This window comes from Streptomyces sp. NPDC079167, from assembly GCF_040686735.1.
Lineage (GTDB): Bacteria > Actinomycetota > Actinomycetes > Streptomycetales > Streptomycetaceae > Streptomyces.
Genome location: NZ_JBFBLO010000034.1, coordinates 1 through 25,495, shown reverse-complemented (window position 1 = coordinate 25,495; position 25,495 = coordinate 1). Strand labels below are relative to the sequence as shown.

At 70.8% G+C, this 25,495-nt stretch carries 21 protein-coding genes; 13 read left to right on the top strand and 8 right to left on the bottom strand.

The window, feature by feature from the left end; all coding sequences use genetic code 11:
- Positions 1 to 74: 74 nt before the first annotated feature.
- Together AB0P41_RS35370 and AB0P41_RS35365 are read right to left on the bottom strand one after the other, a co-directional pair.
- Positions 75 to 440 (bottom strand): WhiB family transcriptional regulator, encoded by a 366-nt coding sequence (locus AB0P41_RS35370; RefSeq protein ID WP_356713135.1) that lies wholly within the window; start codon positions 438 to 440, stop codon positions 75 to 77.
- Between the two features lie 164 nt (positions 441 to 604).
- Positions 605 to 1,276, bottom strand: coding sequence for a DUF1707 domain-containing protein (locus AB0P41_RS35365; RefSeq protein ID WP_356713133.1), 672 nt, complete (start codon positions 1,274 to 1,276; stop codon positions 605 to 607).
- A 203-nt stretch (positions 1,277 to 1,479) separates the two neighbouring features.
- Between AB0P41_RS35365 and AB0P41_RS35360 the strand changes: the two genes are divergently transcribed.
- From AB0P41_RS35360 to AB0P41_RS35345, 4 genes are all read left to right on the top strand, one after another.
- Positions 1,480 to 3,144: a fumarate hydratase gene (locus AB0P41_RS35360; RefSeq protein WP_365936122.1), complete on the top strand. Its 1,665-nt coding sequence runs from the start codon at positions 1,480 to 1,482 to the stop codon at positions 3,142 to 3,144.
- A 189-nt stretch (positions 3,145 to 3,333) separates the two neighbouring features.
- Positions 3,334 to 4,743: a class II fumarate hydratase gene (locus tag AB0P41_RS35355; protein ID WP_365936123.1), complete on the top strand. Its 1,410-nt coding sequence runs from the start codon at positions 3,334 to 3,336 to the stop codon at positions 4,741 to 4,743.
- Between the two features lie 39 nt (positions 4,744 to 4,782).
- A complete protein-coding gene (locus AB0P41_RS35350; protein WP_365936121.1) occupies positions 4,783 to 5,502 on the top strand; it encodes a DUF402 domain-containing protein in 720 nt (239 codons plus the stop codon).
- 380 nt (positions 5,503 to 5,882) lie between these two features.
- Positions 5,883 to 7,826: an ATP-binding SpoIIE family protein phosphatase gene (locus tag AB0P41_RS35345; RefSeq protein ID WP_356713127.1), complete on the top strand. Its 1,944-nt coding sequence runs from the start codon at positions 5,883 to 5,885 to the stop codon at positions 7,824 to 7,826.
- 62 nt (positions 7,827 to 7,888) lie between these two features.
- On the opposite strand, the gene AB0P41_RS35340 is transcribed toward AB0P41_RS35345, so the two are convergent.
- Positions 7,889 to 10,096: a transglycosylase domain-containing protein gene (locus tag AB0P41_RS35340; protein WP_365936120.1), complete on the bottom strand. Its 2,208-nt coding sequence runs from the start codon at positions 10,094 to 10,096 to the stop codon at positions 7,889 to 7,891.
- A gap of 222 nt (positions 10,097 to 10,318) precedes the next feature.
- On the opposite strand from AB0P41_RS35340, the gene AB0P41_RS35335 reads away from it, so the two are divergent.
- The 5 genes from AB0P41_RS35335 to AB0P41_RS35315 all read left to right on the top strand — a co-directional run bounded on the left by AB0P41_RS35335 (position 10,319) and on the right by AB0P41_RS35315 (position 15,338).
- On the top strand, positions 10,319 to 11,290 hold the full coding sequence (locus AB0P41_RS35335) for an SPFH domain-containing protein (RefSeq protein WP_356713123.1): 972 nt from the start codon (positions 10,319 to 10,321) through the stop codon (positions 11,288 to 11,290).
- 59 nt (positions 11,291 to 11,349) lie between these two features.
- Positions 11,350 to 11,544 carry a hypothetical protein gene (locus tag AB0P41_RS35330; protein WP_356713148.1) on the top strand — a complete coding sequence of 65 codons (195 nt, stop codon included), beginning with the start codon at positions 11,350 to 11,352 and terminating at the stop codon, positions 11,542 to 11,544.
- A gap of 253 nt (positions 11,545 to 11,797) precedes the next feature.
- A complete protein-coding gene (locus AB0P41_RS35325) occupies positions 11,798 to 12,322 on the top strand; it encodes a PadR family transcriptional regulator (protein WP_356713121.1) in 525 nt (174 codons plus the stop codon).
- Positions 12,319 to 13,005 carry an ABC transporter ATP-binding protein gene (locus tag AB0P41_RS35320; RefSeq protein ID WP_365936119.1) on the top strand — a complete coding sequence of 229 codons (687 nt, stop codon included), beginning with the start codon at positions 12,319 to 12,321 and terminating at the stop codon, positions 13,003 to 13,005. Before AB0P41_RS35325 ends, AB0P41_RS35320 begins: the two co-directional genes overlap by 4 nt.
- Complete coding sequence (locus AB0P41_RS35315; protein WP_365936118.1) at positions 13,002 to 15,338, top strand: FtsX-like permease family protein; 2,337 nt, start codon at positions 13,002 to 13,004, stop codon at positions 15,336 to 15,338. The genes AB0P41_RS35320 and AB0P41_RS35315 overlap by 4 nt, the downstream gene beginning before the upstream one ends.
- 32 nt (positions 15,339 to 15,370) lie before the next feature.
- On the opposite strand, the gene AB0P41_RS35310 is transcribed toward AB0P41_RS35315, so the two are convergent.
- The gene (locus AB0P41_RS35310) at positions 15,371 to 16,330 is read right to left on the bottom strand and encodes a LysR substrate-binding domain-containing protein (RefSeq protein ID WP_365936117.1); all 960 of its coding nucleotides are present in this window, start codon (positions 16,328 to 16,330) and stop codon (positions 15,371 to 15,373) included.
- 132 nt (positions 16,331 to 16,462) lie between these two features.
- Here AB0P41_RS35310 and AB0P41_RS35305 point away from each other — a divergent pair, with 132 nt between their 5' ends.
- Together AB0P41_RS35305 and AB0P41_RS35300 are read left to right on the top strand one after the other, a co-directional pair.
- Entirely contained in the window at positions 16,463 to 17,017 is a 555-nt protein-coding gene (locus AB0P41_RS35305; RefSeq protein WP_018100933.1) for a peroxiredoxin, read from the top strand.
- A gap of 12 nt (positions 17,018 to 17,029) precedes the next feature.
- Positions 17,030 to 17,563: an alkyl hydroperoxide reductase gene (locus AB0P41_RS35300; RefSeq protein ID WP_099174709.1), complete on the top strand. Its 534-nt coding sequence runs from the start codon at positions 17,030 to 17,032 to the stop codon at positions 17,561 to 17,563.
- Positions 17,564 to 17,623: 60 nt separating this feature from the next.
- Here AB0P41_RS35300 and AB0P41_RS35295 read toward each other — a convergent pair whose 3' ends face one another.
- The 4 genes from AB0P41_RS35295 to AB0P41_RS35280 form a co-directional block, all read right to left on the bottom strand.
- A complete protein-coding gene (locus AB0P41_RS35295) occupies positions 17,624 to 19,015 on the bottom strand; it encodes an AI-2E family transporter (protein ID WP_356713111.1) in 1,392 nt (463 codons plus the stop codon).
- A gap of 129 nt (positions 19,016 to 19,144) precedes the next feature.
- The gene (locus AB0P41_RS35290; protein WP_356713109.1) at positions 19,145 to 19,855 is read right to left on the bottom strand and encodes a lytic transglycosylase domain-containing protein; all 711 of its coding nucleotides are present in this window, start codon (positions 19,853 to 19,855) and stop codon (positions 19,145 to 19,147) included.
- A gap of 389 nt (positions 19,856 to 20,244) precedes the next feature.
- Complete coding sequence (locus tag AB0P41_RS35285) at positions 20,245 to 21,567, bottom strand: PhoH family protein (RefSeq protein WP_365936116.1); 1,323 nt, start codon at positions 21,565 to 21,567, stop codon at positions 20,245 to 20,247.
- Positions 21,568 to 21,876: 309 nt separating this feature from the next.
- Positions 21,877 to 22,638 carry an isoprenyl transferase gene (locus AB0P41_RS35280; protein ID WP_356713105.1) on the bottom strand — a complete coding sequence of 254 codons (762 nt, stop codon included), beginning with the start codon at positions 22,636 to 22,638 and terminating at the stop codon, positions 21,877 to 21,879.
- Between the two features lie 231 nt (positions 22,639 to 22,869).
- Here AB0P41_RS35280 and mgrA point away from each other — a divergent pair, with 231 nt between their 5' ends.
- Both mgrA and AB0P41_RS35270 read left to right on the top strand, forming a co-directional pair.
- Positions 22,870 to 23,907: an L-glyceraldehyde 3-phosphate reductase gene (mgrA, locus tag AB0P41_RS35275; protein WP_365936115.1), complete on the top strand. Its 1,038-nt coding sequence runs from the start codon at positions 22,870 to 22,872 to the stop codon at positions 23,905 to 23,907.
- Between the two features lie 319 nt (positions 23,908 to 24,226).
- Positions 24,227 to 25,405, top strand: coding sequence for a winged helix DNA-binding domain-containing protein (locus tag AB0P41_RS35270; RefSeq protein WP_365936114.1), 1,179 nt, complete (start codon positions 24,227 to 24,229; stop codon positions 25,403 to 25,405).
- The last annotated feature ends 90 nt before the right edge of the window (positions 25,406 to 25,495 follow it).

Genomic DNA, 25,495 nt, shown 5'->3' with positions numbered 1-25,495 from the left:
CCCCGCGCCATTTCGCCCCGGCGCGCGGGGGTGTGGGGCCGCCCGGCCGGGCGGCCCCACACCCGCGCGGAACGTCAGCCGGCTATGCGTCCCGTCGGGGCCGCGGCCTTGAGCTCCACGTCGCGCCTGCGGCGCCGCGCGAGCACCACACGGCGTTCCGCGGCGGTGAGGCCACCCCACACCCCGTAGGGCTCGGGCTGTACGAGCGCGTGCTCCTGGCACTCCACCATCACCGGACACCTCGCACAGACCTGTTTCGCCGCCTCCTCACGGGCCAGCCGGGCAGCGGTCGGCTCCTTCGACGGGGCGAAGAACAGCCCGGCTTCGTCCCGGCGGCACACAGCCTCCGAGTGCCAGGGCCCCGCCTGGTCCTCCCGCGCGGGTGTGCGCTGGGACGGCACGGCGGCGACCTGCAGGGGCTGATGCGGCATGTGCAGCACGGTCCACTCCTGACGACGGCTTCGGCTTCGTGAGCGAGAGGCGATGCAGCACTCCCTACCCGCTGTACGCGCGCCTATGCACTGAGTGGCACCGCCGTCCGGTCGCCCCCGACGCCGTCACGTCGCCCATTGGCCGGAATTCGCGGTGGACCGGCCGTGCGGCCTCAGTGGCCGAGGTGCTTGCGCAACTGCTTGTGGAGGTTGGCGATGAGCTTGCCGCGCTTGGGCTTCGCCTCGACGTTCCCGAACACGGAATAGCCGTTCACCACGACCACCGGTGCCTCAGGGTCGGTGGATTCCAGTGTGTCGACCTCGAAATTGCCGAAAATGCCTGTTCCGCTGCCGCGCAGCGAGATGTTCTCGGGGACCTTGATCTCGACGCTGCCGAAGATGGACGTCGCGTTGATGACCGTCAGACGCTGGCCGAACAGCGCCTCCGTCAGGTCGATCTCCACACTGCCGCAGAACGAGAAGGCGTTCGTGCGCCCGCCGACGCGCCAACGGCCCCTGCGGGTCGTGCTGCTGAAGACCGCGACCATGTTCTCGGCGGGCCCGGTCGCCTCCTCGGGGCCGTAACCGTAGGGCGAGGCGGCCGGGCGGGGGGCGCCGCCCGCTGCCGGGAGGTCCTGGACCAGCGGTTCGAGCTCGCCGACGGTCTTGGCCCGGTAGACCAGGTCGACCCGCTCGGCGTGCTCCTCGGCCGTCAGCCGGCCCTCGGCCACGGCGTCCCGCAGGATGTCCGCGATCCGGTCGCGGTCCGCGTCGGACGCGCGGATTCCGGCGGGCGCGGGACCGGCCGGAGCGACGGGCTGCTGAGGCTGCTTCTCTAGGTCCACCGGAACAGCGTACCGAAACGCGATAGATCGCGACAGCACCTCTCCGGCCCCGCGCCGAAACCTGTACGCCGGTCCGCGGTGCGGGATCGAGCCCTGCGGGGTGAGCCTTACCTCACAGGCCCGGCGCGTCGGCGGCGTTCTACCCTGGTGGATGCGCTGCCCAAGGGTGGTCAGCTGCTGTCGCCGAGTGAGGAATGGCCGTAATGCCAGAGTTTGCGTACTCCGATCTGCTCCCCCTGGGAGAGGACACCACGCCGTACCGGCTGGTGACCGCCGACGGCGTCTCGACCTTCGAGGCCGACGGCCGTACGTTCCTCAAGGTGGCTCCGGAGGCCCTGCGCACCCTCGCCGCCGAGGCCATGCACGACATCTCGCACTATCTGCGCCCCGCCCACCTGGCGCAGCTGCGCCGCATCGTGGACGACCCCGAGGCGTCCTCCAACGACAAGTTCGTCGCGCTGGACCTCCTGAAGAACGCGAACATCGCCGCAGCGGGTGTGCTGCCGATGTGCCAGGACACCGGCACGGCGATCGTCATGGGCAAGCGCGGGCAGAACGTCCTGACCGAGGGCGGTGACGAGGAGGCCCTGTCGCACGGCATCTTCGACGCGTACACGAAGCTCAACCTGCGGTATTCGCAGATGGCCCCACTGACCATGTGGGACGAGAAGAACACCGGCTCGAACCTCCCGGCCCAGATCGAGCTGTACGCGACGGACGGCGGCGCGTACAAGTTCCTCTTCATGGCGAAGGGCGGCGGCTCGGCCAACAAGTCGTTCCTCTTCCAGGAGACCAAGGCGGTCCTCAACGAGGCCTCCATGATGAAGTTCCTGGAGGAGAAGATCCGCTCCCTGGGTACGGCGGCCTGCCCGCCGTACCACCTGGCGATCGTCGTCGGCGGGACCTCGGCCGAGTTCGCACTGAAGACCGCGAAGTACGCCTCCGCGCACTACCTCGACGAGCTGCCCGCCGAGGGTTCCCCGACCGGCCACGGCTTCCGGGACCAGGACCTGGAGCAGAAGGTCTTCGAGCTGACGCAGAAGATCGGCATCGGCGCCCAGTTCGGCGGGAAGTACTTCTGCCACGACGTGCGCGTGGTCCGCCTCCCCCGGCACGGCGCCTCGCTGCCCGTCGCGATCGCCGTGTCGTGCTCGGCCGACCGCCAGGCCACCGCGAAGATCACCGCCGAGGGCGTCTTCCTGGAGCAGCTGGAGAAGGACCCGGCGCGCTTCCTCCCGGACACCACGGACGAGCACCTGGACGAGTCCGAGGTGGTGAAGATCGACCTGAACCAGCCGATGGACGACATCCTCGCCGAGCTGACCAGGTACCCGGTCAAGACCAGGCTCTCGCTGACGGGCCCGCTGGTCGTGGCGCGCGACATCGCGCACGCCAAGATCAAGGAGCGGCTCGACGCGGGCGAGGAGATGCCGCAGTACCTCAAGGACCACCCGGTCTACTACGCGGGCCCGGCGAAGACCCCCGAGGGCTACGCCTCCGGCTCCTTCGGCCCGACGACGGCCGGCCGCATGGACAGCTACGTCGCGCAGTTCCAGGCGGCGGGCGGCTCCAAGGTGATGCTCGCCAAGGGCAACCGCTCCCAGCAGGTCACGGACGCCTGCGACGCGCACGGCGGCTTCTACCTCGGTTCGATCGGCGGCCCCGCCGCGCGCCTCGCGCAGGACTGCATCAAGAAGGTCGAGGTCGTCGAGTACGAGGAGCTCGGCATGGAGGCGGTCTGGCGCATCGAGGTCGAGGACTTCCCCGCGTTCATCGTGGTCGACGACAAGGGCAACGACTTCTTCACCGAGCCCGCTCCGGCCCCGACGTTCACCAGCATCCCGGTCCGCGGCCCCGGCCTCGGCTGACGCACGCCCGGCGGAGGGGCGGGCCCGGTGACCGAACGGTTGCCGGGCGCGCCCCTCCGGCGTGTACACCGGTCCGGTGGGTGCGTGAACTCCGGGACGGGGTGTGATCCGCGCGGGGGGCCCGGGCAGGAGTACCGGGGAATACGGCGGGCGCGGACCGCGCTCGCCCCTGCAGGAGGTATGAACACCATGGGCGAACCGGCCGAGGACACGCAGTACCGCGTCGAGCACGACTCGATGGGCGAGGTGAAGGTGCCGGCCCACGCGAAGTGGCGGGCACAGACACAGCGCGCGGTGGAGAACTTCCCCATCTCCGGGCAGCGGCTGGAACGGGCCCATATCGAGGCCCTGGCCCGGATCAAGGCCGCGGCGGCCAAGGTCAACGCCGAGCTGAAGGTCCTGGATCCGGACATCGCGGACGCGATCCAGGAGGCCGCGGCGGAGGTGGTGGCGGGACGCTGGGACGAACACTTCCCCGTGGACGTCTTCCAGACGGGCTCCGGCACGTCGTCCAACATGAACACCAACGAGGTCGTGGCCACGCTCGCCACGGAGCGGCTCGGGCGCGAGGTCCACCCCAACGACCACGTCAACGCGTCCCAGTCGTCGAACGACGTGTTCCCGTCGTCGGTCCACATCGCCGCGACCGCCGCCGTCACCGCCGACCTGATCCCGGCGCTCGAACACCTGGCCGTGTCCCTGGAGCGGAAATCGGCCGAATTCTCGGAGGTCGTGAAGTCGGGCCGTACGCACCTGATGGATGCCACGCCCGTGACCCTGGGGCAGGAGTTCGGCGGCTACGCGGCGCAGATCAGGTACGGCGTCGAGCGGCTGCGCACCTCGCTGCCCCGCCTCGCCGAACTTCCCCTGGGCGGCACCGCGGTGGGCACGGGGATCAACACCCCGCCCGGATTCTCCGCCGCGGTGATCGCGGAGGTCGCCCTCACGACGGGGCTGCCGCTCACCGAGGCCCGGAACCACTTCGAGGCGCAGGGCGCCAGGGACGGGCTCGTCGAGGCGTCGGGCCAGCTCCGCACGATCGGCGTGTCGCTGACCAAGATCTCCAACGACCTCCGCTGGATGGCCTCCGGGCCCCGCACCGGGCTGGCCGAAATCAACCTGCCCGACCTGCAGCCGGGCTCCTCGATCATGCCGGGGAAGGTCAATCCGGTCATCCCGGAGGCCGTGCTGATGGTCGCGGCTCAGGTGACGGGCAACGACGCGACGGTCGCCGCCGCCGGAGCGGCAGGCAACTTCGAGCTCAACGTCATGCTTCCGGTCATCGCGAAGAACCTGCTGGAGTCCGTACGGCTCCTCACCAACGCCTCCCGGCTGCTCGCCGACCGCACGGTGGACGGCATCACGGCGAACGTGGAGCGGGCCCGGCAGTACGCGGAGTCCTCGCCCTCGGTCGTGACCCCGCTGAACAAGTACATCGGCTACGAGCAGGCGGCCAAGGTCGCCAAGAAGTCCCTGGCCGACGGTACGACGATCCGGGAGACGGTGCTGGCCGAAGGCTACGTGGAGCGCGGGGACCTGACGCGGGCACAGCTCGACGACGCCCTGGACGTGCTGCGTATGACCCGGCCTGACGCGTAACGCACCGTACGGCCGGGGTGGCGTCCCTAAGATCTCTTCATGACAGCGACGGAAGCGGGTACGGGAGCGGGCACCGGGGCGGGTGCGGGAGACGGCGGGCGCTGGTCGCCCGGGGACCGGATCCTCTGGCGGTACCGGGACAACGGAAGACCGGGCGACGGTGCGGGCCACGCGGTCCACATCTGCCGGCCGGTCACGGTCGTCCAGGACACCGACGAACTCCTGGCCGTGTGGATGGCGTCCGGCACCGAGTGTGTGAGGCCGGTCCTCGCCGACGGCACCCAGGTGCACGCCGAACCGCTCGCCACCCGCTACACCCGCCCGCGCACCACGGTGCGGTCCCGGTGGTTCGGCTCGGGTGTGCTGAAACTCGCCAAGCCGGGCGACCCCTGGTCGGTGTGGCTGTTCTGGGACCGCGGCTGGCTGTTCCGCAACTGGTACGTCAACCTCGAGGAGCCGCGCTCACGCTGGTCCGGCGGGGTGGATTCGCAGGACCACTTCCTCGACATCTCGGTACGTCCCGACCACAGCTGGGAGTGGCTCGACGAGGACGAGTTCGCGCAGGCGCAGCGGGTCGGGCTGATGGACGAGGCCACCGCCCGGCGGGTACGCGAGGCGGGGCTGGCGGCCGTCGAGGTGATCCAGCGCTGGGGCGCGCCGTTCAGCGACGGCTGGGAGCACTGGCGGCCCGACCCCAGGTGGCAGGTGCCCCCGCTGCCTGATGACTGGGACCGCACCCCCGCCCCCACGCCGTCGTGAGACCCTTGATGCACCCCAGGGGGGCAACCGTAGGATCTCCCTCCATGAACCGCTCCGCCGGACCGACGCGCCACAACCGGCGTGAGCGGTCAGGGGCCTGACCACCAGTCACCGAACGCACCGCATGAGTCACACGGCCCACGGAGCCGGGTGGAGCGTGCGGACGCACGAACCACTACGAGGGGTGGAGACGTGTTCGCTGTCCGCTGCCCAGCCACCCTAGGGCCCCAAACCGGCCGCTCCCGTGGCCGTTCGGTTTCGGCCCCTTTTCCAGGGGCATCCGGTGACAGCCGTTGTTCTCACCGCTCTTGCCGGGGCACAGTGGCGCCCCACAAGGTGATTGCCTCATACAACCGGCCCGGACGGACGGAATCCCACGCGTGACGGAGCATCCCACCTCCCACGAAGGCCGGCAGCCCCTCGCCGCCCGGCCGCAGGAACGCGCCCGGCCCCGGCAGGAGGAGGCCCCGCCGGGCGCCGCTGCCACCGCCGCGATTCCCGGCCCCTCCCCGGTGCCGCACCCGGCGAAGGGCCCGGCGGTGAACGCCGTGCCGAGTCCCGCGCCCGGTGCGGACGGGGCCGCTCCCGTCGTCGACACCCAGACGCTCTCCCGGCGCGAGGGGGACCGGCTGCGGTTCGTCGGCGCGGCGACGCGCCGGATCGCGCGGGGCATAGACCTGGACGAGATCGTGCTGGGGCTCTGCCGGGCGAGCGTGCCCACGTTCTCCGACGCCATACTCGTCTACCTCCGCGACCCGCTCCCGGTGGGCGACGAGCGGCCCGTCAACCCCTTCGTGCTGCGGCTGCGGCGCACCGACAGGCTGCGGCTGGCCGACGAGGAGAGCGAGGGCGGTGCGGAGGGCGAGCGGCTGAGGCTGTCCGTCACCGACCCGCAGGCCGGGCTGCTGCCGGCCGCCGACCTGTGCGAGATCCGGGCGGGCGGCGCGCTCGCCGAGGTGCTGCGCGGGGTGCGTCCCGTCTTCGGGGACTCCGCGGCGGCCCGCGTCGCCCTGCCCGAACTGCTGGGCGCCGGCCGTACGGTGCCGACCGGGCACCGCGCGATCCTGGCTCCGCTGCGGGGCCGGCGCCGGGTGATCGGCGCCGCCGTCTTCCTGCGCGGCACGGACCGCCCGCCGTTCGAGGCGAACGACCTCCTGGTCGCGGCCCAGCTGGCCACGCACACCGCGCTCGGCATCGACAAGGCCGTGCTGTACGGCCGCGAGGCGTACATCGCCGACGAGCTCCAGCGCACGATGCTGCCGGACTCGCTGCCGCAGCCCACGGGCGTACGTCTGGCCTCGCGCTACCTCCCGGCCGCGGAGACGGCCCGGGTCGGCGGCGACTGGTACGACGCGATCCCGCTGCCCGGCAGCAGGGTCGCCCTGGTCGTCGGGGACGTGATGGGGCACTCCATGACGTCCGCGGCGATCATGGGCCAGCTGCGCACCACCGCGCAGACCCTGGCCGGCCTCGACCTGCCCCCGCAGGAGGTCCTGCACCATCTGGACGAGCAGGCACAGCGGCTCGGCAGCGACCGCATGGCGACCTGCCTCTACGCGGTGTACGACCCCGTCGCGCACCGCATCACCATCGCCAACGCCGGCCATCCGCCGCCGGTGCTGCTCCACCTGGGCGGCCGGGCGGAGGTGCTGCGGGTGCCGCCGGGCGCGCCGATCGGTGTCGGCGGGGTCGACTTCGAGGCCGTCGAGCTGGACGCCCCGGCCGGGGCCACGCTGCTGCTGTACACGGACGGTCTGGTGGAGTCCCGGATGCGGGACGTCTGGACGGGCATCGAGATCCTGCGGGAGCGGCTCGCCGCCACCGCCCAGCTGACGGGCCCGGACCATTCGCCGCCGCTGGAAGCGCTCTGCGACGACGTGCTGGACATGCTCGGTCCCGGCGACCGGGACGACGACATCGCCCTGCTGGCCGCTCGGTTCGACGGGATCGCGCCGAGCGACGTCGCGTACTGGTTCCTGGAGCCGGAGGACGCGGCGCCCGGCCGGGCCCGCAGACTGGCCCGCAGGGCGCTCGGCCGGTGGGGTCTGGACGACCTGTCGGACGAGGTGGAGCTGCTGGTCAGCGAGGTGGTGACCAACGCCGTGCGCTACGCGGAACGACCGGTGACGCTGCGGCTGCTGCGCACGGACATCCTGCGCTGCGAGGTCGGCGACGACTCCCCGCAGCTGCCCCGGCAGCGGCGCGCCCGGGAGACGGACGAGGGCGGACGAGGGCTGTTCCTGGTCAACCGGCTGGCCAGGCGGTGGGGGGCGACCCGGCTCTCGACGGGCAAGGTGGTCTGGTTCGAGATGGCCACCCCCTGAGGGCTGGTCCCGGACATGCGTGAGGGGCGGGTGCCGGATCGGCACCCGCCCCTCACGCGTCACTACTGCCCCAGCAGGCCCTCGCCTCCGGGCCGCTCGCCCGGTGGGCGGTCACCGTCCTCGGGGATCTCCGGCGTGCTGGGCGACCCGCTCGGGGTCTCCGAGGGCGTCTCGCTCGGCGTCTCGGCCGGCGGCGACTCCTCGCTGGGGGTCTCGCTCGGCGTCTCGCTGGGCGTCTCGGGCTCCTCCGACGGGGTCTCCGACGGCTCCTCGGTCTCGGACGGGGTCGCCGAGGGCGTCTCGGTCACCGGCGTCTCACCCCTTTCGACTCCTCGCAGGTCGAACGCGGCGTCGGAGCCGCCCCCGAGCGCGCCCAGGGTGTAGTCGGCCCAGATCCTGGCGGGGAACCCGCCACCGTTGGCCCGGCCGGAGTTGGCCGTGCCGGTGAGGCTGACCTGGCCGCCGCCCTCGGCGGTGGACTCACCGAAGAGAGCCACAGCCGTGGTGAGCTCCGGGGTGTACGCCGCGAACCAGGCGGCCTTGTTGTCCTCGGAGGTGCCGGTCTTGCCGGCCGCGTCGTAGGCGGAGGTGTTGGCCTCCCGGCCCGAACCGACGTCGACGACCTCGGTCAGCGCCTTCGTCACGGTGTCGGCGGACGCCCGGCTGATCGCCTGGCCGCCCACGCCGTCGACGGGCTCCATGGTGCGGTCGCGGTGCTCGGCCGACTTCACGATGGTCGGGGTGACCTTCTTGCCGTGGTTGGCGAGCGTCGCGTAGACCCCGGCCATGTCCCACGTCGAGGCGTTCATCGTGCCGAGCGTGATCGCGGGACGCTCCGGGAAGTTCTTGTCCGGTACGCCCATGGCCAGCGCGGTCTTCTTCACGGCGCTCGGGGTGACGTCGACGACCATCTGCGCGAAGACGGAGTTGATCGACTTGTCCATCGCCGTCTGGACGGTCGGGCTGTCGTAGCTGATGTCGTCCTCGTTCTGCGGGGCGAACGGGGTGTCGCTGCCGACGACCGGGCGCTTGCTGGTGCCGTCGTAGACCGTGTTCAGGCCGATCAGGTCGCCGTCCTGGGTGGTCGACTCGTTCTCCAGGGCGGAGGCGAGCACCAGCGGCTTGAAGGTGGAGGCCGGCTGGTAGTCCTGGCGGGTGGCGTTGGAGATGTAGTGCTCGGTCGCGCCGACACCGCCGTACAGCGCGACGACCTTGCCGGTCTTCGGGTCCACGGAGGTGGCTCCGGCCTGGACGGTCGCGTCGACCTTGCTGTTCTTGCGGTCGAGCTGGTTCTCCAGCTGGTCGTCGACCGACTTCTCCAGTTGCTTCTGCCGCTTCTTGTCGATGTTGAGGGTGACCGTCCAGCCGCCGGCGTTCAGCTCTTCCTCGGTGACGCCCTGCCGCTTCATCTCGTTGTTCGCGGCTTCGACGAGGTAGCCGGTCTGGCCCTCCATGCCGGGGGCCGCCTTGGGCGCGTCCGGGACGGGGAAGGTCAGCTTGTCCCGCTCGGCCTTGTCCAGCCAGCCCTCGTCCACCATGTTGTTCAGCGTGTAGGCCCAGCGTTCCTTGACGAGCTTCTTGCCGCCGGGGGTGGCGTTCGCCCAGTCGTACTGGCTGGGGGCCTGGAGCAGGGCCGCGAGATAGGCGCCCTGGGCGGTGTCGAGGTCCTTGGCGTCGACGCCGTAATAGGCCTGTGCCGCCGCCTGGATGCCGCTCGCGCCACGTCCGTAGTAGACCGTGTTGAGGTACCCGGCGAGGATGTCGTCCTTCTTCGTGCGCTGGTCGACCTTGAGGGAGATCACCAGCTCCTTGAGCTTGCGGGTGACCGTCTGGTCCTGCGTGAGGTAGTAGTTCTTCACGTACTGCTGGGTGATGGTGGAGCCACCCTGCTTGCCCTTGCCGGAGAGCGTGTTGAACAGGCCGCGCACGGTGCCCTTGAGGTCGACGCCCTGGTCCCGGTAGAAGGACTTGTTCTCGGCGGCGACGAAGGCGTGCTGGACCGCCTTCGGCACGACGTCCAGGTCGACTATCTCCCGGTTGACCTCGGAGTTGCTCCGGGCCAGGAGCGTGCCGTCGCTGTACTTGTAGACGTTGCTCTGCTTCTGGGCCTGGGCGTTGGCCTCAGGCACGTCCACGTACACGTAGAGGGCCGCGAAGGCGCCCATCACGAGCAGGCAGAGTCCGAAGAAGGTGCCCAGGATCTTCCGCCACGTGAAGAGCCGGCGTATGCCACCGCTCCTGGCAGCCCGTCGCGCATCCGCTCGACCCATCGCTGTGGTGCTCCTGTCCTTCTGCTCGTACCGATCCGGTCAGACCTGCCAGCTAACACTGAAAGCCTGGACAAATGACAAGCGATCCGGTCTTTTCCGGACGTGAGAATCAGCACCCACTCCTGCAGGAACCGACTCCCGAGGGGTGCGCAAGGTTGCGAAGAGCGTTAATGTGTAATCACATTGCTAGCGCGGCGCTATGCCGTACGAAACGGGGGACCCATGTCCGCACCACACGACCAGCCCGGCTCCACCGGCCCCGGCGCCGATCTGACGCCCGACGCCCCTGAGATGCCCGCACCCCAGGTCAGGGAGGTGACCGCCCACTCCATCCCCGGCGGTCTCGGCCTGCTCCTGACCGTCCTCGGGGTGCTCCTCGGCGTGGCCCTGGCCATCGTCGGCGGCGTCCTCGGCTCCGACGGCCACAACGGCACCGGGATCCCGCTCTTCATCCTCGGGCTGCTCCTGACCATCGCCTCGTTCTTCTGCATGAGCGGTGTGAAGATGGTCGCTCCGGGCGAGGCCCGGGTCATCCAGCTCTTCGGCCGTTACGTCGGCACGATCCGGGCGGACGGGCTGCGCTGGATCAACCCGCTGACGTCCAGCCGCAAGATCTCCACCCGGGTCCGGAACCACGAGACGGCCGTCCTGAAGGTCAACGACGCCTACGGCAACCCGATCGAACTCGCCGCGATCGTCGTCTGGAAGGTCGAGGACACCGCGCAGGCACTCTTCGAGGTCGACGACTTCCTGGAGTTCGTCGCCACCCAGACCGAGGCGGCGGTCCGGCACATCGCGATCGAGTACCCGTACGACGCCCACGAGGAGGGCGGACTCTCCCTGCGGGGCAACGCCGAGGAGATCACCGAGAAGCTGGCGGTCGAGCTCACGGCGCGGGTGCAGGCGGCGGGCGTACGCATCATCGAGTCCCGTTTCAGCCACCTCGCGTACGCCCCCGAGATCGCCTCGGCGATGCTCCAGCGGCAGCAGGCGGGGGCGGTCGTCGCGGCGCGCCAGCAGATCGTCGAGGGCGCGGTGGGCATGGTCGAGATGGCGCTGACCCGGATCGCGGAGCAGGACATCGTCGAACTGGACTCCGAGCGGAAGGCGGCGATGGTCAGCAACCTGATGGTGGTGCTGTGCGGTGACCGTGCGGCGCAGCCGGTCCTGAACACGGGCACGCTCTACCAGTGACCGACGACGCGGCCCCTCCCCCCGGTCGGGCGGCCCGGCGCGGCCCCGCCCGCAAGCAGATGCTGCTGCGGCTCGACCCGGCGGTGCACGACGCGCTGGCCCGCTGGGCCTCGGACGAGCTCCGCAGCGCGAACGCGCAGATCGAGTTCCTGCTGCGGCGGGCGCTGGCGGAGGCGGGCCGGCTTCCGGGCGGCGCGGCCCCGATCGCCCGCCGGGGCCGGCCCCCGAAGACGCCGCCCGACGCGGAGGGGTGAACCCGGGCCGGGGGGTGTCAGCAATCCCCCCGGACTTCGTCCGGGCCCCCGACGGGCTTGATCGTGCGGGCCCACGCCCTCCGGGACAGGCCGGATCCGGCACACCCCGCACCCCACGGCGCAGGCCCGCACAATCAGGCCCCGCCGGCGATTGAGGCGCGGGGGTCCGGGGGGAGCCCCCGAAGCAGGCCCGCACCTCGCTCCCCCGGACCCGTATACATGCCGGGTATACACACCATGTACAGTGCGGCGCATGTCAATCGGTCACACCCTCCTCGGGCTCCTGGAGTCCGGCCCCCGCCACGGCTACGACCTCAAGCGCGCCTTTGACGAGAAGTTCGGGCACGATCGCCCCCTGCACTACGGCCAGGTCTACGCGACCATGTCCCGCCTGCTCAAGAACGGGCTCGTCGAGGTCGACGGCGTCGAGACGGACGGCGGGCCCGAGCGCAAGCGGTACGCCATCACCGACGCGGGCGTCACCGACGTCAGCTCCTGGCTCGCGCAGCCCGAGAAGCCCGAACCGTATCTCCAGTCGACCCTGTACACGAAGGTCGTCCTCGCGCTGCTCACCGGCCGCGACGCAGCCGACATCCTGGACGCCCAGCGCTCCGAGCACCTGCGCCTGATGCGGATCCTCACCGACCGCAAGCGCCAGGGCGACCTCGCCGACCAGCTGATCTGCGACCACGCCCTGTTCCACCTCGAAGCCGATCTGCGCTGGCTGGAACTGACCGCCGCACGCCTCGGCAAGCTCGCCGAGGTGGTCGCTCCGTGACCCCCGCCGGCTCCCTGCTCGCCGCCCACGACCTCCGCAAGACCTACGGCTCGACCCCCGCCCTCGACGGCGCCTCCTTCTCCGTCCACCCCGGCGAGGTCGTCGCCGTCATGGGCCCCTCCGGCTCCGGCAAGTCGACGCTGCTGCACTGCCTCGCAGGCATCGTCACCCCCGACTCGGGCACCATCACCTACGGCGGGCATGAGCTGTCCGCGATGTCGGACGCCGAGCGCAGCGCCCTGCGCCGCAGCGACTTCGGCTTCGTCTTCCAGTTCGGCCAGCTCGTCCCCGAGCTGACCTGCCTGGAGAACGTCGCCCTGCCCCTCCGCCTCAACGGCGTCAAGCGCAAGGAGGCCGAACGCGCCGCCCGGGAATGGCTGGAGCGTCTGGAGGTCGACGACGTCGTTGCCCAGCGCCCCGGCCAGGTGTCCGGCGGGCAGGGCCAGCGCGTCGCCGTGGCCCGCGCCCTGGTGGCCTCCCCCAAGGTCATCTTCGCCGACGAGCCGACGGGGGCGCTGGACTCCCTCAACGGCGAGCGGGTGATGGAGCTGCTCACCGAGTCGGCGCGGCTGGCGAACACAGCCGTCGTACTCGTCACGCACGAGGCGCGGGTCGCCGCGTACTCGGACCGCGACATCGTCGTACGCGACGGCCGGTGCCGCGATCTGGAGTACGCCGTATGACCTGGCTGCGTGATCTCGGCCTCGGCATACGCTTCGCCGCCGCGGGCGGACGCGAGGGCTGGGCGCGGACCGCGCTCACCGCCGTCGGGGTCGGCCTCGGTGTGGCGCTGCTGCTGGTCGCCTCGTCGGTCCCCCATCTGCTGGAGGAGCGTTCCGCACGCGACCAGGCCCGCTCGGAGAGTGCGGCCTCGTGGAACGGGAAGGTCCGTAAGTCCGACACCACGGTGCTGCGGATCGACGCGCAGACCGAGTTCAGGGGGCAGACCGTCACCGGCTTCCTGATGCGCCCGGACGGCACGCATCCGGTCGTCCCTCCCGGGCTCGGGTCCCTCCCCGCCCCGGACGAGATGGTCGCCTCACCGGCCCTGAAGGAGCTGCTGGCCTCCCCGGAGGGCAGCCTCCTCAAGGAACGTCTCCCGTACCGGATCTCCGCGACGATCGGTGACGCGGGCCTGCTCTCCCCGGGCGAGCTGTACTACTACGCGGGCAGCGACACCCTGACCCCGGCCGCCGGCGGCCACCGGGTGGACGGTTACGGGGACCGCGAGTCGGGCGAGGAGCTGCCACCCGAGCTGGTCGTCCTGGTCATCATGATCTGCGTCGTGCTCCTCGTCCCCGTGGCGATCTTCATCGCCACGGCCGTACGGTTCGGCGGTGAACGCCGCGACCGCCGGCTCGCCGCTCTGCGCCTGGTCGGTACGGACATCGTGGCGACCCGCAGGATCGCGGCGGGTGAAGCCCTGTTCGGCTCACTGCTCGGACTGCTGGTGGGCGCGGTGCTCTTCTTCGTCTGCCGCGGGTTCGTGGGCGAGGTGGAACTGTGGGGCCACAGCGCCTTCCCGTCCGACCTGGTCCCCGCCGGGTGGCTGGCCGCGCTGATCGCGGTGGCGGTGCCCCTCGCCGCGGTGCTCGTCACCCTGGCCGCTCTGCGCTCGGTGGTCATCGAACCCCTCGGCGTCGTACGCAGATCCGTCGGCCGGCGACGCCGCTTCTGGTGGCGGCTGCTCGTACCGGCCGCGGGAATCGCCGTACTGGCGTCGACCGGTCGGGTGGACGAGTTCACCACCGCCGAGCCGTACCCGATCGCGGCCGGCGCCTCACTGGTCCTGATCGGGCTGGCCCTGCTGCTCCCCTGGCTGGTCGAGGCGGTCGTGAAGCGGATCCACGGCGGCCCGGTGTCCTGGCAGCTCGCCGTGCGCAGGCTCCAGCTGACCAGCGGGGCCGCGTCACGCGCGGTCAGCGGCATCACCGTGGCGGTGGCGGGCGCGATCGCCCTGCAGATGTTGTTCGCCGCCATGGGTGACGACTTCAAGCGGATGACGGGCCAGGACCCGTCCCGGGCGCAGTACACCACCTTCTCCGAGGACGTCAGCGGTGAGGCCGCGGCCAGGACCATCGAGGACTTCCGGGCGACCGAAGGGGTCGAGACCGTCATCGGCACGGTCGAGACGTACGTGACCAAGCCGGGCACGTACGGGGAGGACGAGATCCAGCCCGTCACCACCCTGACCGTCGGCGACTGCGTCACCCTCAAGGAGCTGGCGGCGATCGGCTCCTGCAAGGAGGGGGACGTCTTCGTCGCCCATCCGGAGGACGACAAGGAGCAGGCGGACTGGATCGACGAGACGGCCCGCAAGGGCAAGGAGATCGAGCTCAACTCCTCCCACGGCGTGGAGCCGGGCGCGAAGTCGATGCTCTGGACCCTGCCGGCCGACGCCCGGACCGTGCGGGCCGGGCTCGACCCGCTCGGCAAGGAGCACTGGGGCATCATGGCGACACCCGGCGCGATCGACCCGGGCACCCTGCCCAACGCACAGATCACGGCCCAGCTCCGGGTCGACGAGAGCGTGGAGGACGTCGCCGAACACGTACGGAACACGGCGGCCAGGATCGACCCCGGGATGCGGGTCGCCGCCCTGACCTCCGTGACGCGCGACCGCCAGTACGCCAGCGTGCAGACGGCGTTGCGGCTGGGAGCGGTGGCCACCCTGATGCTGATCGCCGCGTCCATGCTGGTCTCGCAGCTGGAACAGCTCCGGGAGCGCAAGCGGCTCCTGTCGGTCCTGGTCGCCTTCGGCACCAGGCGGGTCACCCTCGGCTGGTCGGTGCTCTGGCAGACCGCGCTCCCGGTGGTCGTCGGCCTGCTCGTCGCGACGGCGGGCGGCCTGGGCCTGGGTGCCGTGCTGACCTGGATGCTCGACAAGCCGGTCACCCGGTGGTGGCTGTTCCTGCCGATGGCGGGCGCAGGCGGGGCCCTCATCGTGGCCGTCACCGCGCTCTCCATGCCCCTGCTGTGGCGCATGATGCGCCCGGACGGGCTGCGCACGGAGTGACGACCGGGGGGTGAGCGCGCCGGGGGGCGCGCTCACCCCTCCTCGGGCACCCGTACCGGCAGCGTTCCCATCGCCCCGCGCAGCGCGGCCGCGAACTCCTCGAACTCCTCCTGCCTCGCCGAGCCCGTCCGCACCGCCAGCGCCACCCGCCGGGAGGGCGCGGGGTCCTCGAAGTACCCGGTGGCCAGTGCCTCGTTCCGGCCGGTCTCCACCGTCACGGCCGTACGCGGAAGCAGCGTCACCCCGAGCCCGCCCGCGACGAGCTGGACCAGCGTGGAGAGCCCGGCCGCGGTCGTCGTCACCGGCGCCCCCTGGGTGCGCCCCGCCTCCCGGCAGATGTCCAGCGCCTGGTCCCGCAGACAGTGCCCCTCGTCGAGCAGCAGCAGCGGCAGATCGCGCAGCGTCCCGCGCGGCAGGCCGGTGCGCCCGGCGAGCTCGTGCCGCTTCTCCATGACGAGTACGAAGTCCTCGTCGAACAGCGGAAGTTCCGTGACGCCGGGCATCCCCAGCGGCACCGCGAGCAGCAGCAGGTCCAGCCGGCCGGCCCCCAGCCCCTCCAGCAGCGAGGAGGTCTGCTCCTCATGGACCTGGAGATCCAGGTCCGGGTAGTGCTCATGGACCAGCCTGAGCACGGCCGGCAGCAGATACGGCGCGACCGTCGGGATCACGCCGAGCCTGAGCACCCCGGTGAAGGGCGCGTGCACCGCCTCGGCCTCCTCCATCAGCTCCCCGAGCGCCTCCAGCACCGCCCGGCTCCGCACCGCGAGGCGCTCCCCCGCGGGCGAGAGCAGCACCTTGCGCGTCGTACGCTCGATGAGCTGGACACCCAGTGCCACCTCCAGCGCGGACACCGCCCCGGAGAGCGCGGGCTGACTCATCCCGATTGCTGCCGCCGCGTCCCGGAAGTGCAGATGCTCCGCCACGGCCGCGAAGGCGCGCAGCTGCGAGAGGCTGGGCTGCTTGACCCTAATAGCCTGATTTACATACGCCACTGATAGGCACCTCCGATCATCCGGACCGAGTGTAGCTATTTCCGTGATCAATGCACTCTGTGCCAAGGTGGGGACTGTCCAACCCCCAGGAACGCCCTCAAAAGGGGATTTCCTACGCAGCAAGGAGTGCGCGTGCTCACTGTCGGTGACAAGTTCCCCGAGTTCGACCTGACCGCTTGCGTGTCGCTGGAGAGCGGCAAGGAGTTCGAGCAGATCAACCACAAGACCTACGAGGGTCAGTGGAAGATCGTGTTCGCGTGGCCGAAGGACTTCACCTTCGTGTGCCCCACCGAGATCGCCGCCTTCGGCAAGCTGAACGACGAGTTCGCCGACCGTGACGCGCAGATCCTCGGCTTCTCCGGTGACTCCGAGTTCGTGCACCACGCCTGGCGCAAGGACCACCCGGACCTGACCGACCTGCCCTTCCCGATGCTGGCCGACTCGAAGCACGAGCTCATGCGTGACCTCGGCATCGAGGGCGAGGACGGCTTCGCGCAGCGCGCCGTCTTCATCGTCGACCAGAACAACGAGATCCAGTTCACGATGGTGACCGCCGGTTCCGTGGGCCGTAACCCCAAGGAGGTCCTGCGGGTCCTCGACGCCCTGCAGACCGACGAGCTGTGCCCCTGCAACTGGACCAAGGGCGAGAACACCCTCGACCCGGTCGCCCTCCTCTCCGGCGAGTGAGCTGATACCGACATGGCACTCGATGAACTGAAGTCCGCCATACCGGACTTCGCCAAGGACCTGAAGCTGAACCTCGGCTCGGTCATCGGCAACAGCGAGCTCCCGCAGCAGCAGCTGTGGGGCACCGTCCTGGCCTGCGCGATCGCCTCGCGCTCGCCGAAGGTGCTGCGCGAACTGGAGCCGGAGGCCAAGGCCAACCTCTCCGCCGAGGCGTACACGGCGGCGAAGTCGGCCGCGGCCATCATGGCGATGAACAACGTCTTCTACCGCACCCGGCACCTGCTGTCGGACCCCGAGTACGGAAACCTCCGTGCGGGCCTGCGCATGAACGTCATCGGCAAGCCGGGCGTGGAGAAGGTCGACTTCGAGCTGTGGTCGCTCGCCGTCTCCGCGATCAACGGCTGCGGCCAGTGCCTGGACTCCCACGAGCAGGTGCTGCGCAAGGCCGGCGTGGACCGTGAGACCATTCAGGAAGCCGTCAAGATTGCTTCGGTGATCCAGGCGGTCGGCGTCACCCTCGAGTCCGAGGCCGTGCTCGCCGAGTAGTACCCGTGAACGAGAAGGGCCCCGAGGACGACCGACCGTCCCTGGGGCCCTTCTTTCATGTCACTTTTCGGGCTCGTCCACCGGGTCGGGCCGCTCGTCGCCGTCCGCCGGGTCCTCGGCCGGCCGGGCGGAGGGCGGTTCCTTCGGCGGGAGGGCCGAGAGAGCGGTGGCACCGTACGGCCCTGACCCGTGGAGGACCGCGGGGTCGCGCCCGTACGAGCGCAGATAGCCGACCACGGTGTTGAGCACCGCGACCAGCGGTACGGCGACGACCGCGCCGCCGATGCCGGCGACCATGCCGCCCGCCACGACCGAGAGCACCACGGCCAGCGGGTGGACGCGGACGGCGCGGCCCAGGATGAACGGCTGCAGGATGTGGCCCTCGATCTGCTGCACGGCGAGCACCACGACCAGCACCATCAGCGCGGTGAACACGCCCTGGGTGACGAGCGCGACGACCACGGCGAGGGCGCCGGAGACCACGGCGCCGACCAGCGGGACGAAGGCGAAGAGGAAGACGAAGACGGCGAGCGGCACCGCCATCGGCACATCGAGGAAGTAGATCCCCAGTCCGATGAAGATGGCGTCGATCAGGGCGACGATCACCGTGCCCCGCACATAGGCGGTCAGCGTCCGCCAGGCACGCGGTCCGGCGCCGGCGACGCCCGGCCGCGCCTGGGAGGGCACCAGCTTCAGCACCCACTGCCAGATGCGCTTCCCGTCGTAGAGGAGGAAGAGCGTCGAGAACATCGCCAGCAGCAGCCCGGTGAGGATCTCCACCATCACCGTGACGCCCTGGAGCCCGGCGGAGGTGATCTCCTCGGTGTTGGTGCCGATGGTGTCGCTGAGGTTCTTCGCGATGTCGTTGATCTGCTGCTCGGTGACATGGAACGGGCTGTCCAGGAGCCAGCGCTTCAGCTCGTCGATGCCGTCACGGACCCGGTCCGAGAGCGTGTCCAGGTTGTCCATCACCTGCCAGACGACGAACCAGCCGACCAGGCCCATGACGACGAAGCCGAGCACCGCCGTGACCGCGGTGGCCAGACCGCGCGGCAGCCCGAGCCGTCGCAGCCGTACGACGGTCGGCTGGAGCATCGCGGTCACCAGGAGGGCGGCGACGAAGGCGAGGACGACCAGCTGGACGGCGCTGATGATCCGCATGAGCACCCAGAGGGTGCCGGCCACGACCAGCAGCCGCCAGCCGGCCTCGGCCGCCACGCGCATCCCCCAGGGGATCGCGGCCACCGGGTCGGGCTTGGCGGCGACGGAGGGGGCGTAGGAGGGCGGGGCGGGCACCTGTTCGGCGGCGACCGTGGAGAGCGTCGACGACGAGCCGCTCACGGCGTCCGCGTCGGCCCGGCGCTCGTCCTCGGCGCGGCGTTCTTCCAGGCGCGCCCCGATCTCGGTGAGTTCGGCGCCCACCCGGCCGAGCCACCCCGGAAGTTTCGACATGGATCTTCCCTTTCCCCCGTCCGCTCCCCGCACGCCCCCTGGAGCTGTCCGGATCGACCGTACACGCGAGAAGCCCCGCACCGTAGGACGGTGCGGGGCTTCCCGGAGTTGAGCGAACCTCGTGGGGTTCTAGTACCAGTGGTTGGCCTGCCAGAACGACCAGGCGCCACAGGGGCTGCCGTAGCGGCCGTCCATGTAGCTGAGGCCCCACTTGATCTGGGTGGCCGGGTTGGTCTGCCAGTCGGCGCCGGCGGACGACATCTTGGAGCCGGGCAGCGCCTGCACGAGTCCGTACGCGCCCGAGGACGGGTTGCTCGCCCTGTAGTTCCAGGTCGACTCGTGGTTCACGATGTTGCTGAAGCACTGGAACTGGTCCGCGGGGACCATCTGGCGGGCCATGGCCTGCACTTCGGCCACGCTGTAGGAGCCCTGCGCCGAGAAGGAGGAGGCGTCACGGACCGAGGAACGGCTCGCGCGCTCGGCCGCGTCCGCCTTCTTCTTGGCCGCGCGCTGCGCCTCCAGCTTGTCCTCGGCCGCCTGCTTCTTCGACTCGGCGTCCTTGGCGGCCTGGATGCGGGCCGTCTCCTCGGCGGACTTCCTCGCCGCCGCGTCGGCCGCGGACGCCTGGGCGTCGGCCTGCTGCGTCAGCGAAGCGGTCTGCACCTGGGCCTGCTGGCCCGCGGGGATGTCTGCGAGCAGCGTGGTGTCGGCTGCGGCCGCCTCGAAGTTGTTGTCGTCGGCAGCGGGAGTGCTGCCCGACGCAACGCCTACGACGGCGCCTACGGTGGTTACGGCGGTGGCTGACGCCACGGCGAACCCCCGGACCGAGATCCGGCTCACACGGTGTCCTTCCAGCATCGCCCGCTTAGGTGACCTCGCGGGCGCAATCGTGCCCCTGACACTGGCCTCCCTACTGCTTGGGTCACGGGAGGCACGGGCCCGGTGGGCGACTCCCTTGCGGAAGCGCCGCGTGGTGCTCGCGGGCGGCATACGGACGGCGGTTGTTGAGTTGTGTGGTGCTGGGCGCCTCTGGAGGTGCCCAAGTGCCGTATGCGGGGCCTGACGGAAGCAAGACTCTGCCGGACGGACACGGCGTGTTGCAATTCTGTGTTGCGTGTGAAAGGTCACACCTCGTTTGGCGCACGACTTTTTCGGAAATGACGGCGCAGCACAATGCCGCCCGGCTAAGCTCCTTGGCCCGCCGGGCGGCATCTATGGGGTGTTACGTATCAGATGTGTCCGTCCTCCAGCATTTCGGTCACGAGCGCGGCGATCGGTGAACGCTCGGAGCGGGTGAGCGTGACGTGCGCGAAGAGCGGATGCCCCTTCAGCTTCTCGACCACGGCGACGACTCCGTCGTACCGGCCGACCCTGAGGTTGTCCCGCTGGGCCACGTCGTGCGTGAGCACCACCCGCGAGTTGGCCCCGATACGGGACAGCACGGTCAGCAGGACGTTCCGCTCGAGTGACTGCGCCTCGTCGACGATCACGAACGCGTCGTGGAGCGAACGGCCCCGGATGTGGGTGAGCGGCAGGATCTCCAGCATCCCGCGCCCCAGCACCTCTTCGATGACCTCGCGTCCGGCGACCGCCGACAGCGTGTCGAAGACGGCCTGCGCCCAGGGGCTCATCTTCTCGGCCTCGCTGCCGGGGAGATAGCCGAGCTCCTGCCCGCCGACCGCGTACAGCGGCCGGAAGACCATCACCTTCTGGTGCTGACGGCGCTCCAGCACGGCCTCCAGGCCCGCGCAGAGGGCCAGCGCCGACTTGCCCGTGCCCGCCCGGCCGCCCATGGACACGATGCCGACGTCCTGGTCGAGGAGCAGTTCGAGCGCGATGCGCTGCTCGGCGCTGCGGCCGTGGATCCCGAAGGCCTCCCTGTCGCCGCGCACGAGACGGACGTTGCCCTCGGCCGTGACCCTGCCGAGCGCCTTGCCGCGCTCGGACTGGAGGACCAGCCCCGTGTGCACGGGGTATTCGGCCGCTTCGGGGATGTAGAGGCTCTCCTCGCCGAAGAGCAGGTCGACCTGCTCCGCCGCGAGGGTGAGCTCGGCCATCCCGGTCCATCCGGAGTCGGTGACGGCGAGTTCGGCGCGGTACTCCTCGGCGAGGAGACCGACCGACGACGCCTTGATCCGGAGCGGCAGGTCCTTGGAGACGACCGTGACGTCGTACCCCTCGGCCTGGAGATTGCGTGCGACCGCGAGGATCCGTGAGTCGTTGTCCCCCAACCGGTAGCCGGCGGGAAGGACGCCGGGGTCGGAATGGTTGAGTTCGACACGGAGCGACCCGCCCAGATCCCCGAGCGGGATCGGGGCGTCCAGCCGGCCGTACCTGACCCGGAAGTCGTCCAGCAGCCGCAGGGCCTGCCTGGCGAAGTATCCGAGCTCGGGGTGGTGCCTTTTGGCCTCCAGCTCCGTGACCACGACGATCGGCAGGACGACTTCGTGCTCGTCGAACCGGGTCATGGCTTTGGGGTCGGCCAGCAGGACGCTGGTGTCGAGAACGTAGGTGCGCCTGTCGGGCATGCGGCGCTTGGTGCTGGTCACCACGGAAGGACGTACCCCCTCGGACGAGGTCGGGGAGTGCGACGGACGTCGCGCAACTTCCCGAAGGGAGAGGACGGACCGGGTTCGGACCCCGTGCGCGGGCCGAACACCGGCCCTCCGCGTCGGCCGCACGCTGTGCGGTCCTTCGTGTGCAAAGGGCCTCCCGGGCGAGCGGGCCTGCCGCTCACTTGGCTGCGACGTCCGCCTGGTTACTGACCGGACGTCGACCTGAGAGCTGTATTCCCTCGAACACGCGAAGCCATGCCGCTGCCTGCGAGAAGGCCTTCCGTTCGGATTCCGGCCCCGTGGTGTTCAGGCTCCGTAGCGCCGGTGCCGCGCCGCGTAGTCACGCAGGGCGCGCAGGAAGTCGACCTTGCGGAAGGCCGGCCAGAAGACCTCGCAGAAGTAGTACTCCGAATGGGCGCTCTGCCAGAGCATGAAGCCCGACAGCCGCTGCTCCCCGCTCGTCCGGATCACGAGGTCCGGGTCGGGCTGTCCGCGGGTGTAGAGGTGCTCGGAGATCAGGTCCGTGGAGACGATCTCGGCGAGCTCCTCGAAGGTCGTGCCCCGGGAGGAGTGCTCCAGGAGCAGGGAGCGGACCGCGTCCGCGATCTCCTGCCGCCCGCCGTAGCCGACGGCGACGTTGACGATTATCCCGTCGATGCCCGCCGTGGCCTCCTCCGCCTCCTTGAGGACGGTCTGGGTCCTGGCGGGCAGCAGGTCGAGCGTGCCGACGTGGTGGACGCGCCACCGTCCGTCGGAGGCCAGCTGGCGGACGGTGTTCTCGATGATGCCGAGGAGCGGGATGAGCTCCGCCTCCGGCCGGTCGAAATTGTCCGTGGACAGCAGCCAGAGGGTGACGACCTCGACATCCGTCTCGCTGCACCAGCCGAGCAGCTCCGAGATCTTGTCCGCCCCGGCCTGGTGACCCTGCACGGCCGAGCCGCCGGACGCCTTCGCCCACCGCCGGTTGCCGTCGAGGATGACTCCGATGTGCTTGGGCACCTGGTCGTGATCCAGGCGGCCTTCCACCCGGCGTGCGTAGAGCCCGTACACCAGGTCGCGCAAGTTCACTGAGTTCACCCTCTCGGTTCCGTACGGGCCTCAGGCCCGTCCTCCCCCTCGCGGGGGGTCCGGGGCCGCCCCCCGGGGGATCGCCGTGCGGTCCGCGCACCGCGCTCTCGCGCCGCGGATCGGCATGTCCCGAAGCCGCCACATTACTGCGGCGGGGGCACGGGGGCCCAACCCGGCCTGTCACAACTCCGCGATAAGGCCGCCGTGAGCCGGCCGGCCTTAGAGTGAAACGTGACTGATTCCCTTACCTACCTCGCGGACGCGTCGCGCTACGACTCCATGGAGTACCGCCGCACCGGCCGCAGCGGGCTCAAGCTGCCGGCCGTCTCGCTCGGCCTCTGGCACAACTTCGGCGACGACCGGGGCCTCGGATCCCAGCGGGCGATCCTGCGCCGCGCCTTCGACCTCGGTGTGACCCACTTCGACCTGGCCAACAACTACGGCCCGCCGCCCGGCTCCGCCGAGCTGAACTTCGGCAAGCTCTTCCGCCAGGACTTCGCCCCGTACAGGGACGAGCTGGTCGTCTCCACCAAGGCCGGTTACCTGATGCACCCCGGCCCGTACGGGGAGTGGGGCTCACGGAAGTACCTGCTGTCCTCGCTCGACGTCTCGCTGGAGCGGATGGGACTGGAGTACGTCGACATCTTCTACTCCCACCGCTTCGACCCGCACACGCCGCTGGAGGAGACGATGGGGGCGCTCGCCTCCGCCGTGGACCGGGGCAAGGCCCTGTACGTGGGTGTGTCCTCCTACAACGCGGCGCAGACCGCCGAGGCGGCGCGGATCCTGAAGGAGATGGGCGTGCCCGCCCTGATCCACCAGCCGTCCTATTCCATGGTGAACCGCTGGATGGAGTCGGACGGGCTGCTGGACACGCTGGAGACGGCCGGTATGGGCTGCATCTCCTTCGCGCCGCTCGCGCAGGGGCTGCTCACCGGGAAGTACCTGACCGGCATCCCCGAGGGTTCGCGCGCGAGCCAGGGCAAGTCCCTGGACCCGGGGCTGCTCGACGAGGAGATGGTGCGGCGGCTGAACGGGCTGAACGACCTCGCGCGCGGTCGCGGGCAGTCCCTCGCCCAGCTGGCGCTCAACTGGGTCCTGCGCGACAGCCGTATGACGTCGGCCCTGATCGGCGCGTCGAGCGTGAAGCAGCTGGAGGAGAACGTGGCCGCGCTGGCCGCGCCGGCGCTGACCGCCGACGAGCTGAAGGAGATCGACACCTTCGCCGTGGACACCGCGAGCACCAACATCTGGGCCAACCGGGGCTGAGAGCGGGTTCCCCGCCGCCGGATCCCCGTACGTGACGGGGGCCCGGGTCCGGAGCGCCTGCGGCCCCGCACACGGGCCGCACATCCGGTGCACAGTCCGGGCACAAAAAACGGGCCGGTCCGTGGGGGGGGTTACGGACCGGCCCGAGGGGGGGTTTCCACCATAACCCTTCGTAAGTGCTGCTGCGTGCCACGCCACGAAATAATCACTCTCCGAATTCGCCGGACTGCGCTGCGGGCACGGCTCCGGAGGCCCCCGCAGGGCACGGATCAAGCCCTACAGGACCGGTTCTGTCCTGTAGGCGTCCTACATTCGGCCCATGACGACACGAGCCCGCACGAAGACCGTGAGCTGGTCCCAGGCGAACGCCCGGCGCCTGGACCGGCAGTTCCTCTCCGGGGGCCCGTCGCCGGCCGGCCGTCCCGCCCCTGACGTCACCGGTGCCGTCGCCGCGATGCTCGGGGCGCACGCGCAGGTGCTGTCGGCCGCCGAACACTCGGTCGGTCTCCGCGCGCCGGGGACGACGCGCACAGATGTGCGTGCGGCGCTGTGGGCCCGCCGGAGCCTGGTCAAGACGTTCGGCCCGCGCGGCACCGTGCATCTGCTGCCCGCCGATGAGCTTCCGATGTGGACGGGCGCCCTGTCGGCCGTGCCGGCGGGCGGCAGCCCCTTCCCGAAGGACGCCCGGATGACTCCCGAGCAGGTCGAGGCGGTCGTGGCCGCGGTGGCCGACGCCCTGACGGGCGCCGAGCTCACGGTCGACGAGCTCTCCGACGAGGTCGTCGCCCGCACCGGCCCCTGGGCGGGCGACCTGGTGATGCCCGCGTTCCAGGGCATGTGGCCGCGCTGGCGTCAGGTGCTGCACCTGGCGGGCCACCGGGGCGCCCTGTGCTATGCGCCGAACCGGGGCCGGAAGGCGACGTACACCAACCCCGGGGCCGTCCCCATGCCCGCCCAGGAGGCGACGGCTGCCCTGGTGCGGCGCTATCTGCAGGCCTACGGTCCCGCCACACCGGTCCACTTCGCCCAGTGGCTCGCGGCGCCGCGCGGCTGGGCCGGGCGGCTCTTCGACGAGCTGGCCGGGGCCGGAGCGATCGAGGAGGTGGCGTTCGAGGGGACCGGGGCGGCCTGGGTGGCGGCGGGCGACACCCGGTTCCCGTCCGGGGCGCCCCACGGTGTGCGGCTGCTGCCCTACTTCGACGCGTTCGCCATCGCCTCCCGGCCCCGCGAGCGGCTCTTCGCCGGCGCGGCGTACGCACGCGCGCTGGCCGGCGGCCAGGCGGGCAACTTCCCGGTGCTGCTGGTGGACGGGGCGGTCGCCGGGGTGTGGCACCAGCGCCGGTCGGGGAAGCGGATCGCCGTCACCGTGGAGCCCCTGAGCCCCCTGGACGCCGCGCGCACGCGGGAGCTGGAGGAGCAGGTGGAGCGGCTGGGCGAGGTGCTGGAGGGCACCCCGGAGCTGACGGTGGGAGAGGTGACCGTGGGCGGCCACGCCTAGGCCCTGTCTGATAATTGATCTTGTGGTGGGTCGTGGTGAGCTGACTGATGTGGCGTGGGAGCGGATAGCGCCCCTGCTTCCGGGTGTTGA